Source organism: Bradyrhizobium arachidis, assembly GCF_024758505.1.
Taxonomy (GTDB): domain Bacteria; phylum Pseudomonadota; class Alphaproteobacteria; order Rhizobiales; family Xanthobacteraceae; genus Bradyrhizobium; species Bradyrhizobium manausense_C.
The window spans coordinates 593553-607839 of the sequence record NZ_CP077970.1 but is presented as its reverse complement, the minus strand read 5'-3'; the positions used below and the strand labels follow the sequence as shown (position 1 = coordinate 607839).

Sequence of the window (14287 nt, the reverse complement as noted above, 5' to 3'; positions counted from 1 at the left end):
GGGAAATGCGGCCGAGACAAGTTTTCTTCTGCCGCTCACGCGGGGAGCTCGGTCCGCACAGATTTTGTGGACGACGCCAGGAAGGGCAGAAATTCGGGGCCGATCGTGTCGGAACCAGCCTGCCTTGTTCGTCTTGAGTCCATAACAGCTCATCGGAGTATCGCGTTCATGGCCCCCCGAGCCAATTGGAAAGGTTTTCTGCGTTTGTCTCTCGTGACCTGCCCCGTGGCGTTGTTTCCGGCCACCTCCGAGAGCGAGAAGATTTCGTTCAACCAGCTCAATCGGCAGACGGGTCACCGCATCAAATACCTCAAGGTCGACGCGGACACTGGCGACGAGGTGGCCAACGAGGACATCGTAAAAGGCTATGAACTCGAAAAGGGCCAGTTCATTGAGGTGACGAAGGAGGAGCTCGAAGAGATCGCGCTGGAATCCACCCGGACGATCGAGATCGACGAGTTCGTCCAAAAATCCGATATCGATCCGCGCTATCTGATCCGGCCCTACTATCTGCGTCCCGACGGCAAGGTCGGACACGATGCCTTTGCGGTCATTCGCGAGACCATCAAGGAGATGAACAAGGTGGCGATCGGGCGCGTGGTTCTGACCAATCGCGAGCACATCATCGCGCTCGAGCCGCTAGAGAAGGGCCTCGTAGGCACGTTGCTGCGCTACCCCTACGAAGTGCGCAACGAGGATGAGTATTTTGACGAGATCCAGGATGTCAAAGTCACCAAGGATATGCTCGATCTCGCCAGGCACATTGTAAATCAGAAGGCCGGCCGTTTCGAACCCGACAAGTTTGAGGACCAATACGAAACCGCCCTGATCGACCTCATCAATCAGAAGCGCGCGGGTAAGCCAATTACGCCGAAGGAGCGGCCGCGCGGCGAGAACGTTGTCGACCTAATGGAGGCCCTTCGTCGAAGCGTCGGCGGCACGGCAGCAGAGGCCAAGGCTCCGAAGAAGTCCGCCAAGAAGCCCCGCAAAGCGGCGGCCGGACAAAAGGAAATGCTGATGCCGATCTCGGGTAAGAAGCAGGCGAAGGAGGCGGCGACGAAAAAACCCGCTGCCAGGCCGCAGCGCAAGTCTGCCTGATCCGGGAAGCGAGGGCGCTAGACCACCCAGATGGCTAGGAAGCTGAAAACCTACCAAACCTCGCTAGGCTTCTTTGACCTTGTAATAGCGGCGCCTTCTATGAAGGCGGCCCTGCAAGCCTGGGGCGCCGACAGCAATCTCTTTCACCAAGGCTTCGCGAAGGAAAGCGAGGATCCCGACGTGATAGAGGCGGCCATGGCTGCGCCGGGCGTCGTCCTCAAGCGCCCCGTTGGGTCTACCGGTCCCTACAAAGAGCAAGCCGAGTTGCCCACAAATCTTGCGGACGATGGCGATGCGACAAAGGCGCAGCCCAAGTCGAAGAACCACAAGCCACCGAAGCATTCAAAGAGACCCAGGGATCCGAAAGCCGAGCGAAGGGCCACACTTGCGTTCGAGAAGGAAGAACAGCGCCGCGCACAGGAGCGTGTTAAGGAAGCTGCCGTGCAGCAGAGGGAGCGAGAGCGTCGGCAGCGCGCCATTTCTAAAGCCCAGAACGCCTTGGATGCAGCCCGTCAGAAGTATCAAACGAAAGCTGCTGAAATAAAAGCGCAGATCGATGTTCTCGAAAGGAAGTCGCAAACCCAACAAGCCCGGTGGGAAAAGGAAAGGGTTAGGCTGGAGGCGGCATTGCAAAAAGTGCGAGGGTGAGAGCCGGCAGGTTTATGCCGTTCGGATATGAGATGCTTTGGAAGAAGTCGGCTAATGACCGGCGCCCGCTTTAGTCCGAACAGCAGGCTTTCGAACATGCGGATAGGGTGTCCGCTACGGGCCATGTGTGGACGGCTCCGGGTTGGCAAGAAGAATCTTCACTTTGCGGCGCGTTGGTCGGAGCGGCCATGTGTTCGGCCTGTTTGTGCGGCTCACATGACCGCTGGCCATAATGCCCTCCGCGGATCAGGTTCCGGTCAAAACCTCGCATTCGATGATGCTGTGGCCCATGTGGGTTGTCCTGATCGCCGGATCGACCGGCGCTGCATTACGTGCTGTTCGCCCTCCCAACCGTTACGTCACACCGGATGTCCCGGTGTAATGTCGTCTCGTCACGCCGCGAGAGCGGCGGGTTCATTGTAACGTTCGTTTCTGGCCATCATCGCCCAGGCCATCCGGGCGAGTTTGTTGGCGAGTGCGATGGCAGCGACCTTGGTGGGGCGCCGGGCCAACAATCGAGTGAGCCAGGGCCGATGATCGGTGCCATGGATCTTGGCATAGCGGATCACGGCGAGCGCGCCAGCCGTGAACAGGCTGCGCAAATAGCGATCCCCTTGTTTGCTGATACTGCCAAGCTTGTCCTTACCCCCACTCGAGTTCTGCTTCGGCACGAGCCCCACCCAGGCCGAGAAGTCCCGTCCCGATCGGAAAGCCTTGGGATCCGCAATACTGGCGACCAAAGCTGTTGCCAACGCCGGCCCGACGCCGGGGATCGCGTCCAGCCGTTTGCTCGTCGCGCTGGATCGATGCCAGGCGATGATGCGGCGGTCGAACGCCAGGATCTGGGCCTTCAGTGCCCGCAATTGACTGCCGAGAGCAGCAAGACACGCACGGGCGACCTCGGGCAGCCGGTCATCGGCTGTATCGGCGACGACTTCCAGCAGTTGCTCGACACCCCTGCGCCCGACAGGGGCGACAATCCCGAACTCGGCGAGATAGGCGCGGATTGAGTTGATCACGGCAGTCTGCTGACGGATGAAGAGATGGCGGGCTCGGTGAAGCATCAAACAGCTCTGTTGCTCGACCGTCTTGGTCGGCACGAACCGCATGTTGGGTCTCGTGACCGCCTCGCAAATTGCCTCCGCATCGGTGCTGTCGTTCTTCTGCCGCTTGACGTAGGGCTTCACATAGGCCGGAGGCATCAATCGCACCGTATGCCCCAACGCCTGCAGTTCGCGGGACCAATGGTGCGATGACGCGCAAGCCTCGATGCCCACCAGGCAGGGCGGCAGCTTCTGGAAAAATGCCAGGATGTGCCGGCGCCTCAACTGACGGCGTAGGACCACCTGGCCGGCTGCATCAACGCCGTGCACTTGGAAGACTGACTTCGCGATATCCAGACCGATCGTCGAAATTGATTGCATTGGCTGCTCCTCCGAATCGTGGGAGCTTCAAAAGGCACCCACTCCTTGGCACTCTCGTGCCGGTGGAGGAGCCGTCCACAGCATCAGAACCGGAAGTCGGTCCGCGTCAATCGATCACCTCGTCCGCGCGGGCGAGTAGTGAGGCTGGGACAGCGATCCCAAGCGCCTTGGCAGTCTTGAGATTGATCACTAGCTCGAATTTGGTCGGCTGCTCGACCGGCAGGTCGGACGGTTTCGTTCCCTTGAGAATCTTGCCTACGTAAATCGCGGCGCGCCGAGTCAGGTCGGACGGGTTCGGTCCGTAGGACATGAGGCCGCCAGCCTCGACATAGTTCCTGAAGGGGAAGACCGCTGGCAGTCGATGCTCTGCCGCAAGGTCAACGAGGCGTCGTCGCTCAAGTTGGAACACGGGTGTTGGCCACACGACCAGTGCATCCGCGCCCGCCATAGACATATCCGAGAAGACCTCGTCGAAGTCATCCCGCCGCCGCGCCTCAAAAACTTGAAGCTTCACCCCGAGCGCCCGCGCCGAGGCATCGGCCTCCTTCAGTCTGACCTCTCTGGCAAGAGCGGGCATGGCGTCTGGTTTCAAGAGAAGGGCAACCCGACTGGCCCCCGGCACGGCCTCCTTGATCAACTCCAGGAACTTGCCGATAAGGTCGGGAAGGGTGACAGAAAACCCTGTGACGTTGCCGCCAGGCCGCGCCAAGTTCGCGACGAGACCCTCTTCTACCGGATCACCAACAGCAGTGAAGACGATGGGGATAGTCGCCGTCGCCCGCTTGGCGGCTATGGCGGCGAGTGTGCCTCCAGCGGTCAAGATGACATGGACCTTGAGCATAACCAGTTCGGCCGCGAGCGCGGGGAACCGCTCGGGGTTACCCTCCGCCCAGCGATAATGGATCGTCACGCTCTGGCCCTCGGCGTAACCGGCTTCTCTCAGCCCCTGACGGAACGCGGCCAGAGACACCTCCGTGTCGGACGTGCCAATACCGAGGTAGCCGATCACTGGCATAGCCGGCTGTTGCGCGCGCATTGCGAACGGCCATACAGCTACCGCGCCGCCGATAGCCGCAATGAAGTCTCGTCGCTTCATGTCCGCCCCCGGCTCGGAGCCAATATCCTATCGGCTCAGACTACCATCCGATAGGTGCACCGCACGCTCGCTGATGTCTCTTGCGTGTCATTCGCGTCGTTTTGGCCGGGTCGCCACCAAGTCCGGTCTGGCTTAGACTGCCGACGTGCCGGGCGTTGTCGCGATCTTCGTCTTCGGGCCATGAACGGAAGTAGGGCGCTATTCGATCACCTCGTCGGCGAGCGCCAGCAAGGCGGGGGGCACGGTGATGCCGAGCGTATTCGCGGTCTTGAGATTGATCACGAAAGTGAACTTGCTCGCCTGCTCGACGGGGAGATCGCCGGGCTTCTCGCCCTTCAAAATCCTCGCGACGTATGTCCCTGCGCGGCGAAAACCGTCTACGGGATCAGTTGAATAAGACATCAGAAGGCCACTACGTCCCCATATCGGATATGGTCCGACGGTCGGCTTTCCCGACCTTGCAACCAAAGGTATGACGCGCGATATATTGGCGGAAAGCAGTGGCTCTCCCGAGATGTAGAATGCGCTCACGTCATCTCGAAGGCCAGCCGCAAAGGCGCTTTCCAGATCGTCAAGGGTGTTGAAACCGCAGAAGACGAAGTCATAGTGCAACTGGGCGGCCACTTTTTGCAGCGCTTCCTTCTCCTTCATCACCAACGTCCCGGGCCCAATTTGACCCGGAACGGGCGCTATCATGCCGACTCGTGCTAGGCCGGGGACAAGCTGCTTGAAAAGTCCAATACGCTTTTGAGTTAAGGTCTCCTCGCCACCGACTGCGTTCATCACGTTTCCGGTGATCATCCCACCGGGATGTACATAGCTCTGCACCCAACCTAACGCGACGGGGTCCACGGCAACGCCGGAAAAAACCAACGGTATCTCTGGAGAAACTCGGTTAGGTCCAACCCCAAAACCTAAAGTGACGAAGACGCGCGGATTGAGCGCGGCCAATTCCATCGCTAGCTGGGGCATGCGACTATAATCTCCTTCGCCATACCGCACGGCCAGCGAATAGTGCTTCCCTTCGATGAAACCAGTTTCCTGTAAGCCTTTGCGGAGCGCGGCAATCCTATAGTCGTCGTCCTGCTTGAACGGCATCAAAACCGCAACCAGAGGCAAGCCGGCGTTGGTCTGGGCGTAGCCCGGTCGCGGTAAACTCAGCGCAGTCGCGCCTAACAGCCCGATGAACTCACGCCGCTGCATGCCCGTCCCCCATCATCTTTGGGGCACTGTAACCGCCCAACCTACATCCTTGGAATATGTTGCGGCTTTATATTTGGGGCCGCTGATGTCCGAAATGGGTCAACAAGCGAAGAACTCAGACTGAGCAAATCCGGTCCGCTCTGCTCCAATAAGCGGACGTCAACGAGGGGTGTCGTCACTTCTCTGATGGGCCATGTGTGGACGGCTCCGGGTTGGCAAGAAGAATCTTCACTTTGCAGCGTGGTCGGAGCAGCCATGTGTTCGGCCTGTTTGTGCGGTACTCATGACCGCTGGCCATAATGCCCTCCGCGGATCAGGTTCCGGTCAAAACCTCGCATTCGATGATGCTGTGGCCCATGTGGGTTGTCCTGATCGCCGGATCGACCGGCGCTGCATTACGTGCTGTTCGCCCTCCCAACCGTTACGTCACACCGGATGTCCCGGTGTAATGTCGTCTCGTCACGCCGCGAGAGCGGCGGGTTCATTGTAACGTTCGTTTCTGGCCATCATCGCCCAGGCCATCCGGGCGAGTTTGTTGGCGAGTGCGATGGCAGCGACCTTGGTGGGGCGCCGGGCCAACAATCGAGTGAGCCAGGGCCGATGATCGGTGCCATGGATCTTGGCATAGCGGATCACGGCGAGCGCGCCCGCCGTAAACAGGCTGCGCAAATAGCGATCGCCTTGCTTGCTGATACTGCCAAGCTTGTCCTTGCCCCCGCTCGAGTTCTGCTTCGGCACGAGCCCAACCCAGGCCGAGAAGTCCCGACCCGACCGGAAGGCTTTGGCATCGGCAACGCTCGCGACCAGCGCCGTCGCCAGCGCTGGCCCGACGCCAGGGATCGCGTCCAGCCGTTTGCTCGTCGTGCTTGATCGATGCCAGGCGATGATGCGTCGGTCGAACTCAAGGATTTGGGCCTTCAGCGCCCGCAATTGGCTGCCGAGAGCCGCAAGACACGCACGGGCCACCTCCGGGAGCCGGCGGTCGGCTCCATCGGCGACGACTTCCAGCAGTTGCTCGACACCCCTGCGTCCGACAGGGGCGATGATCCCGAACTCGGCAAGATAGGCGCGGATTGAATTGATGACGGCAGTCTGCTGGCGGATGAACAGATGGCGCGCCCGGTGAAGCATCAAACAGCTCTGTTGCTCGACCGTCTTGGTCGGCACGAACCGCATGTTGGGTCTCGTGACTGCCTCGCAAATTGCCTCCGCGTCGGTACTGTCGTTCTTCTGCCGCTTGACGTAGGGCTTCACATAGGCCGGAGGCATCAATCGCACCGTATGCCCTAACGCCCGCAGCTCGCGGGACCAATGGTGCGATGATGCGCAAGCCTCGATCCCCACCAGGCATGGCGGCAGCTTCTGGAAAAAAGCCAGGACGTGCCGTCGCCTCAACTGGCGGCGTATCACCACCTGGCCGGCTGTATCAACGCCGTGCACTTGGAAGACCGACTTCGCGATGTCCAGACCGATCGTCGAAATTGATTGCATTGGCTGCTCCTCCGAATCGTGGGAGCTTCAAAAGGCACCCACTCCTTGGCACTCTCGTGCCGGTGGAGGAGCCGTCCACAGCATCACAACCGGACTCATGCACCGCAGCAAATAGCATCGCTATTCGATCACCTGGATGGCGGCACCATGAAGCCTAGGGCTGCTTGTCCGTCGGCGCAGCAAGTACGGCGCCGCCATCCGCACGACCGACTTTCGCTCCGTCAAATACCTCGTCCATGATTTCTCGGATGGTGCGGGCGCAGCGACCGCACCGAGCTCTGGTGCCAAGGCAGCTAAAGACATAGCTGGTGGTTCGACGCGTCGCAGTGTTGGCGACAGTTCGCACCTCGGTGTCGCTTAGGACGTTGCAGGAACAAACGATCATAGGAGGTCCGCTCGCTCAATTCCTACGTCTGCTTTAACATGCAAACAGCAGACATTCATCACGACAACGGTGACGCGCGCTAAAGGTCATAACCGGCGCTCGAGGCAAAGCGGTATTGCGTCCGGTCCTCCCCTGACAGCCGACGTGGCAGTTCGGCTCGGCTAGGCCGGGCTGACGCGCCGCACATTCCGCAGATCGCCGCGACCGCCTATCCCGGATCGCCGTTGCCCGAGAGGATTTGTGCTACGCCACCGATGCCGCGGCGGAAGGCTTCGTCAAACTTGACACCACGAAGCTGCCATCGGCGCATTCGGCCATTCCAGTCCATCCGCCACTCCGTCGCCCATCCGAGCTCGGAATCCTCCCACTTTAGCCGTCCGACCAGGGCGACTTCGCCACCCCGTTCGGCCGCCACCGACGCCAATGTCGAGGATGGTGTCGCCAGAAGCTCTGCGGCAGCGATGTTCGCTTTCGCTAATGCTGCGACATCAGGCAGCACGATCATCATGCCTCTCTTTGAGGCTGCGGCGAGGAGTGAGTCACGTTGCAGGTCGGACTGCTTTGCATCTGATGTGGCGATGTATTGTCTTGAGCCCTGCTCCATCTCGACAAAAACGCCAAGGATCGGGCGACGCGAAAGCCAGGGCTTGACGCCGAGCGAGTCAAGAACGTCGTTGATTTTCTTATCATCGAAATCGACGATCAAATCGTACGGCCGATCGCGGGTGCCCTGCTCGTCGCGCTTCGGCGTACCGGACATCTGGTCGTGGTAGCTATAGGCGCTCACGAAATCAGCCGAGCGCGATTTGTACGCGTTTAATCGAGGATCGCCCTCGAGCGTGAGCGCCCCGGATACCTTGATGAGAACATCCTCGAGACAGGCGGCGAAGCCGATGATGCGATTGGCTTCGCCCTGTCCAGTCACGCTCGTCTGCGCGCGATAGAGGCTCTCTGCCGCGGCTGCAAACGTGCTGGGCCAGCTGGCCAAAGCAGAAATTAGCCACATCTTGATGATGACAGCGACCACACTTGGACATCGCTCTGTCAGATGCCGAGTAAGCACGATCATCCCTCCCGACTGTCGGAGTCAACGAGACGCCAGTTCCGACAGGATAAGCCCGGCCGCGTCCTCATCAGGGCTCAGGCGCGTCCGATATACACTAAGCCGATACTAGCGGAGCCGGACGGCGCCCAAAAGTTGCGTTTGTTGGCCTTTTGACAAGGGTGCGAGGCGCTCAATTTGGACTGCACTCTAGAAAGAGCTGCATGAGGACCGCTCTGGGTCAAAATGCGAAGAACTCAACGTGAGCAAATCCAGTCCGCTATGACCCATTGAACGGACCTGAAAGGGGCGCTACGTGAGTTTGTAGGTAATTCGGCTCTGGAAAGGCGTGGGAATATCGATGACAATCCAGGCAGGCAATCTATTCGCGGATGTGGCGGATGTTTCGGCCGCCAACATAGGGGAAGAAGCGCTCAGCGAAATCCTCGCGCGGCCTGGATTGAAGATCGAGCGCATTATATCGCAGGGGCAAACTAGTCCGCCGGGCTTCTGGTATGATCAGGCGTGGAACGAGTGGGTGATCGTGCTGAAAGGGCGCGCCACATTGCGGTTCGAACATGAGCCTGCCGCGCGATCGCTGGGCGTGGGGGATTACGTCTTCATCCCTGCAAGGAAACGCCATCACGTCGAGTGGACGGAGCCGCAACAGCCAACGGTCTGGCTCGCCGTCCATTTCGAGTGAGCGCTTATCGCAATCGGATCAGCCGAGTACGGAGATCGACCAGTCTATTGGTCCGCATCCGCGCACAGTGATGCACCGCCGTGGACGAGGACCGCTTTGGGTCACTAACGGAACGCGAAACCGGTTCGACAACACGTCCGCTTTCTCCCCAACATCTGACGTCATTCGGATATGAGATGTTATGGAAGAAGTCGGGCAGCGGTCGACGTCCGCTTAGACGCTCTCGGCGGATCTGCGAATACTCCGGAGAGAGGTCAGCCTCGGTCCAACAGCCGATATTGAAGGCTTGGCTTCAGGACCGAGTGGCTTCTCAACGCCGCGCGGTTCTCGTCCTGTGTGGTCCAGCTCCACCTCAGTTACCGGACCCGCTGGTTACTCGTTCACGCACAACTCGCCGCGAGCATGCGTATCAAATCCACCGCCTTGCCGACCGATGCCGGTGAGAAAAATGAGCCTGCCAGCGGAGTTGCTGAATCGATCGGTTCCCTTGACGATCTTATCCAGTTGGCTGAAGGCCTGCGACTCGGTGTCGTACATGCCCGCAGTGGTGGTTGTGAATGTTGCCCCTTTTGCCGTGACTAACACCGTTCCCGCGTAAGATTGCAGTGTTTTGGGCAACGAAGGCAGTCCTGCCGTTTCGGCCATTCCGTGCGCCGTGAAAAGCCACGTTGCGCCGCTGAGAGCGGGCTCGTTGCTCACAACCGTCCCGACGGTGCAAAGGTCAATCTGGCTTGACCAACCTTCCTTAGTCATCTGAAGCGCAATTGTCGCCTCAAAGTTTCGGCACTGCGCGGGCTGCTGTGCGAAGCCGGCGCCCGTCGCAAGAGCAAGCATAAGGGCGCAAAGAAAGCCAGTTTTCATCGTGCCCTCCTATAGCTGTGCACTCTACTCGCGAATGGAGAGGTAGAATAGGGCGCGCCCGCTGCCAGATCGAAAGTCCGTTCTGGGTCAATCTCGACATTCTTGCAGTTGGCCAGCCACGTCCGATCTCCCCCAACTTCAGACATACCGCTGCGCTGCGTCAACTGAAGCGATCGGCCATCAGCCGACTTGGCAGCGTGAATTTGTGATTCCGGCTGTCGCGACCACGCCGGTATTTTGCTGTCGGTTGACGAGAACGCCCCAATACACCGATTGCAATGGCGCTCGCGGCCTCTTAGCCTTGTCGAGAAAACAACCGGGGAGGATAGACCATGGAAATCCAGGCCTTCGGTTATCTCGGCGTCGGCGCGTCGAACCTCGATGATTGGGCCGTGTTCGCCACATCAAACGTTGGCATGCAGGCCGTGGACCGCGCCAGCTCGATGCGTGCCTTCCGTATGGACGACCGCAAACAGCGCCTGTTCATCGACCGGGCCATTGAGCCGGGCGCTCAGGTCTTCGGCTGGGAAGTCGCCAATGCCGCGGTTCTCGACTCGCTCGCTGCCCGCCTTGAAGCCGCCGGCGTCGCCGTGAAGCACGAACCCGCAGCGCTGGCCGATCAGCGCTGTGTGACGGACCTGATCTCCTTCGCTGACCCCGCCGGCAATCGTTTGGAAGCCTTCCACGGCGCCCAGATAGCTGACACTGTCTTTAAGCCTGGCCGCGACGTCTCCGGCTTCCGTACGGGCCCACAAGGCATGGGCCACACCCTTCTAACATTCCCCGACGTCGATGCCGCCCTGGCCTTCTACAAGGACCTGCTGGGGTTTCGCATCAGCGACTTCATGGTTGCCCCGCTGAAGGCCTACTTCATGCATGTCAACGCACGCCACCACAGCGTGGCTCTCGTGGCCGCGCCGGTGCGCAGCATGCATCACCTGCTCGTCGAGTACTATCAGCTCGACGATGTCGGCCAAGGCTACGATCTGCTGCAGAGCACCCCGGAGCAAATCGTTGCCACACTCGGCCGCCATCCCAACGACCTCATGACGTCGTATTACATGCGCACCCCGTCGGATATCTACGTGGAATGCGGCTGGGGTGGCAGGGAGGTCGACGACGTAAAGCCGCCCGTGGAGATGACCAACCTTGGCAGCTTCTGGGGCCACAAGGGCCTGTTCGAGGACATCGGCGCGCCCACCCCACGTGCTGAGACGCGCCGCGCCCCTGTTCAGGTGATGGAAGGCAACTACGAACGCATGGCTGGCACCTGTCCGTGGTGGGATGCGATGCGCGGCAAGACCCGCTAACGCCGTGTTCGGCGCTGAAAGCATTGCCCGGACCTCGATGTCTCAGTCGGGTCAAAATGCGTCGCCCAATCGGTCGAATTGGACCCAAGCACGTCTTCAATGGTCTGAAAGCCGACGTCATTTCACGAGGGTATCAGTTTGAGAATGGCCGGCCTCATTAACTGAGGAGGTCACCATGACCGAAGTTTTGAGCACCGCCGAAAACGCCTCAAAGAACGTTCCGTGGAATAAAGGAAAGGTCGTCGGCGCAAAGCCGCCACTCCGCCCCAAGCACGTCTGGTCCATCCGGACAAAGCTCCAGGTCGAAGGCCGGCTCCGTGACCTAGCTCTATTCAACCTAGCCATCGACAGTAAGCTTCGTGGCTGCGATGTCGTGGTGCTGAAGGTCGATGACATCGCGCCAAGCGGCTATACAGCCGACCGCGCGAGAGTTCGGCAGAAGAAAACCGGCCGGCCGGTCAAATTCGAACTGACTGAGGCAACACGCCAAGCCGTCGACGACTATCTGAAGGTCTCTGGCAAGCGGCTGGGAGAGTATCTATTCACCGGCCGACGCGGGCCCCAGTTTAGCCTGACCACCCGGCAGTACGCGCGGCTACTCTCAGATTGGCTTGCCAGCGTCGGCTTGGATCCGCACCTGTTCGGGACACATTCGTTACGCCGCACAAAGGCGACCCTGATCTATCGGCGAACGGGCAATTTGCGCGCCGTGCAGCTCTTGTTGGGTCACACGAAAATCGAGAGTACCGTTCGATACCTCGGCATCGAGGTCGACGATGTGCTCGCAATTGCAGAACAAGTTGATGTCTGAACTACAGGAGCGGAGCGGACGTGCTCCGCCCTCCTTGAAACTGGCCGCTCGGGGCCACTTCCGGACTCATGCATCGCAGCAAATGGCGACTATTCGATCACCTCGTCCGCTGCGATTATCAACGAAGTTGGAACGGTAAGGCCGAGTACTTTCGCTGCTTTGAGATTGACCACTAGCTTGAGGCGCGTGGGCTGTTCGACGGGCAGTTCGGCGGGCTTCGCGCCCTTCAGAATCTTATCGACGTAACCAGCCGCTTTTCGAAGGTAATCGGAAACATTTTGCCCATACGACATCAACATTCCGTATGGCACCATTTCGGCGGTGACTGACATCGTCGGCATCCTGCTCGCCAATGCCGACGCACCGACACGCGCGCGTTCGTTGAACAGCATCGATCCGGTTACGAACGCGGCGTCGAAACCGTCCTGAGCAAGTGCGGAAAATGCCTGCTCGATCGCGTCGGGCGTCTTCACCTCGACTGGACGCAGCACAAGGCCCAGAGCCTTCGCCGCATTCGAATAAGGTGTGATGGCGCTTGTAGAAGTCGGATCGTTCGGGTCAATGAGCAATGCGACACGGCTGAGGTTTGGGACCGCTTCCATCAAGAGGCCCAGACGTTTGCCGGGAACGCCGCCAAACATGATCGAGAGCCCGGTCATGTTGCCGCCCGGGTGTGCCAGACTCTCAACGAGACCGGCACCGACTGGGTCTGGCACGATGACAAAAACTGTTGGGATTGAGCTCGTGGCTTGCTTGACCTCCATCGCACCTATTTGGGTCGTGGCGATGATGACATCGACCTTGTTGTCGACCAGATCCCGCGCGAGGGCGCGAAATCGGTCCGCCTGTTCGGCGGGAAAGCGATGCAGGAACGCAACGTTCTTGCCCTCGATGTAACCAAGATCGCCGAATGCCTTAGTCAGCACATCGAGATATACTTTCTCTTCGTCCGCGCTGCCCGCATGCCAAAGCACACCAATCTTCGCAATATTCGGGCTTGGCACGGTCTGCTGCGCGCGCTGCAAGCGGCCAAGCCGCTGCCGTTCCAACAAGCCGAATGAAATCCCGCCGCTTCATATTTAGCCCCGAGCCACGGAAAACCAAACCTAACAGAGGCGTTGGAGCCTGTTAAGTATCGGTCGCGCCTTACCACACCTCAGTACAGCAGGAGACTGCTGCTCTGCGAGATTTCGGCCCAGCACCATGACTGCTTGGGGTCAAGAGGCGAACTTTGAAGATGGTGCTGACAAGTCTGCTTCTACCCTTAGTACAGGACATCATTCGCAAACGAGATGTTATGGAAGAAGCCGGGCAATTACGACCCCGCTGTAGCTCGATCAGCAGACCTGGGAACCTACGGGTCAGATGTCAGCTACGGGCCAATAGCTGACCTCTGTTGGCCGCATCGGTCGCTGTTCTGATGAGACTTTGTGTTGTATATTCTCCACATGCACAATCACTCGATCTCTCGCGAATTTGCCGGGCTGCCGTTGCTGCGGGTAACAGCGCCGGACGGGCTTAGGCATGGTCGATAATACACCAGGCCTCGCCAAGGCTGCGCGCAAGCCGAAGGGCCGCAAGTTTTATCGCATGGATGCCGACTACAATCGCGGAGGTGCGCCGGGATTCAGGCTGGAGAACGCTGACACTGTCGAGCGCTTCCTCCATATCTGGCGATCAGATCCCTACTACTCAAAATTACCCGAGAAGCCGCGATTTCTGTTCGACAAGAAGCTTGGCCGCCCGCCGCGCGACGTCGAAGGGTACGTGGGACATTGGCTCGTCTCTAGCCGTATGAAAGCGGTTTTAGAAGAGGTTGATCGCGACGCCTTCAGCTTTGCCTCATGCGAGGTCTGCTTGCCTGACGGCACGGCTGGGCCAGATCGCTGGCTATGCCACGTGGTTCGAGAGCTCGATGCGCTGGACGAGCAAGCGTCGGAGCTGCGGATCGTCGAAGAGATGGGGCAGAAAATCTATCTGCTGACGGGGTCGACGCGATTGATCTTCCGCGAAGACGCTGTCGGGATCGCGCACGTTTTCCGAATGACCTTTATGGATGTGACGGTCATTTGCGATCAGACCATGAAGGACGCTTGTCGGCTGGCGGATTTGAAGGGAATCGACTTCGCCGACGTCATTGGAAGATGAGACGATCCAAGGCTCGTCAAACGGGCGCGGACTTGGGCAGACTCGTGTCGACGTTGACTTCCGCTTT

At 59.5% G+C, this 14287-nt stretch carries 14 protein-coding genes; 6 read left to right on the top strand and 8 right to left on the bottom strand.

Annotated features, from left to right (window positions below; genetic code table 11):
* The first annotated feature begins 168 nt into the window (after positions 1-168).
* The gene (gene ku / locus KUF59_RS02870) at positions 169-1098 is read left to right on the top strand and encodes a non-homologous end joining protein Ku (RefSeq protein WP_258768182.1); all 930 of its coding nucleotides are present in this window, start codon (positions 169-171) and stop codon (positions 1096-1098) included.
* A 30-nt stretch (positions 1099-1128) separates the two neighbouring features.
* On the top strand, positions 1129-1746 hold the full coding sequence (locus KUF59_RS02865; RefSeq protein WP_258768180.1) for a cell envelope biogenesis protein TolA: 618 nt from the start codon (positions 1129-1131) through the stop codon (positions 1744-1746).
* 392 nt (positions 1747-2138) lie between these two features.
* Here KUF59_RS02865 and KUF59_RS02860 read toward each other — a convergent pair whose 3' ends face one another.
* From KUF59_RS02860 to KUF59_RS02835, 6 genes are all read right to left on the bottom strand, one after another.
* Positions 2139-3170, bottom strand: a complete 1032-nt coding sequence (locus tag KUF59_RS02860; RefSeq protein ID WP_258768179.1) for an IS110 family RNA-guided transposase — start codon at positions 3168-3170, stop codon at positions 2139-2141.
* Positions 3171-3276: 106 nt separating this feature from the next.
* Entirely contained in the window at positions 3277-4266 is a 990-nt protein-coding gene (locus KUF59_RS02855; RefSeq protein WP_258768178.1) for an ABC transporter substrate-binding protein, read from the bottom strand.
* 198 nt (positions 4267-4464) lie between these two features.
* Positions 4465-5469, bottom strand: coding sequence for an ABC transporter substrate-binding protein (locus KUF59_RS02850; protein WP_258768177.1), 1005 nt, complete (start codon positions 5467-5469; stop codon positions 4465-4467).
* Between the two features lie 459 nt (positions 5470-5928).
* Positions 5929-6960 (bottom strand): IS110 family RNA-guided transposase, encoded by a 1032-nt coding sequence (locus KUF59_RS02845; RefSeq protein ID WP_258768176.1) that lies wholly within the window; start codon positions 6958-6960, stop codon positions 5929-5931.
* Between the two features lie 154 nt (positions 6961-7114).
* Positions 7115-7345 (bottom strand): (2Fe-2S)-binding protein, encoded by a 231-nt coding sequence (locus KUF59_RS02840; protein ID WP_258768175.1) that lies wholly within the window; start codon positions 7343-7345, stop codon positions 7115-7117.
* Positions 7346-7553: 208 nt separating this feature from the next.
* Positions 7554-8372 (bottom strand): DUF2066 domain-containing protein, encoded by an 819-nt coding sequence (locus KUF59_RS02835; protein WP_258768174.1) that lies wholly within the window; start codon positions 8370-8372, stop codon positions 7554-7556.
* Between the two features lie 376 nt (positions 8373-8748).
* Between KUF59_RS02835 and KUF59_RS02830 the strand changes: the two genes are divergently transcribed.
* Positions 8749-9090, top strand: a complete 342-nt coding sequence (locus KUF59_RS02830) for a cupin domain-containing protein (protein WP_258768173.1) — start codon at positions 8749-8751, stop codon at positions 9088-9090.
* A gap of 372 nt (positions 9091-9462) precedes the next feature.
* Here KUF59_RS02830 and KUF59_RS02825 read toward each other — a convergent pair whose 3' ends face one another.
* A complete protein-coding gene (locus tag KUF59_RS02825; RefSeq protein ID WP_258768172.1) occupies positions 9463-9951 on the bottom strand; it encodes a hypothetical protein in 489 nt (162 codons plus the stop codon).
* Positions 9952-10283: 332 nt separating this feature from the next.
* Between KUF59_RS02825 and KUF59_RS02820 the strand changes: the two genes are divergently transcribed.
* Together KUF59_RS02820 and KUF59_RS02815 are read left to right on the top strand one after the other, a co-directional pair.
* On the top strand, positions 10284-11261 hold the full coding sequence (locus KUF59_RS02820) for a VOC family protein (protein ID WP_258768171.1): 978 nt from the start codon (positions 10284-10286) through the stop codon (positions 11259-11261).
* 175 nt (positions 11262-11436) lie between these two features.
* Positions 11437-12072, top strand: a complete 636-nt coding sequence (locus KUF59_RS02815; protein WP_258768170.1) for a tyrosine-type recombinase/integrase — start codon at positions 11437-11439, stop codon at positions 12070-12072.
* Between the two features lie 89 nt (positions 12073-12161).
* Here KUF59_RS02815 and KUF59_RS02810 read toward each other — a convergent pair whose 3' ends face one another.
* A complete protein-coding gene (locus KUF59_RS02810) occupies positions 12162-13124 on the bottom strand; it encodes an ABC transporter substrate-binding protein (protein ID WP_258768169.1) in 963 nt (320 codons plus the stop codon).
* 472 nt (positions 13125-13596) lie between these two features.
* Between KUF59_RS02810 and KUF59_RS02805 the strand changes: the two genes are divergently transcribed.
* Positions 13597-14220, top strand: coding sequence for a DUF1629 domain-containing protein (locus KUF59_RS02805; protein ID WP_258768168.1), 624 nt, complete (start codon positions 13597-13599; stop codon positions 14218-14220).
* The last annotated feature ends 67 nt before the right edge of the window (positions 14221-14287 follow it).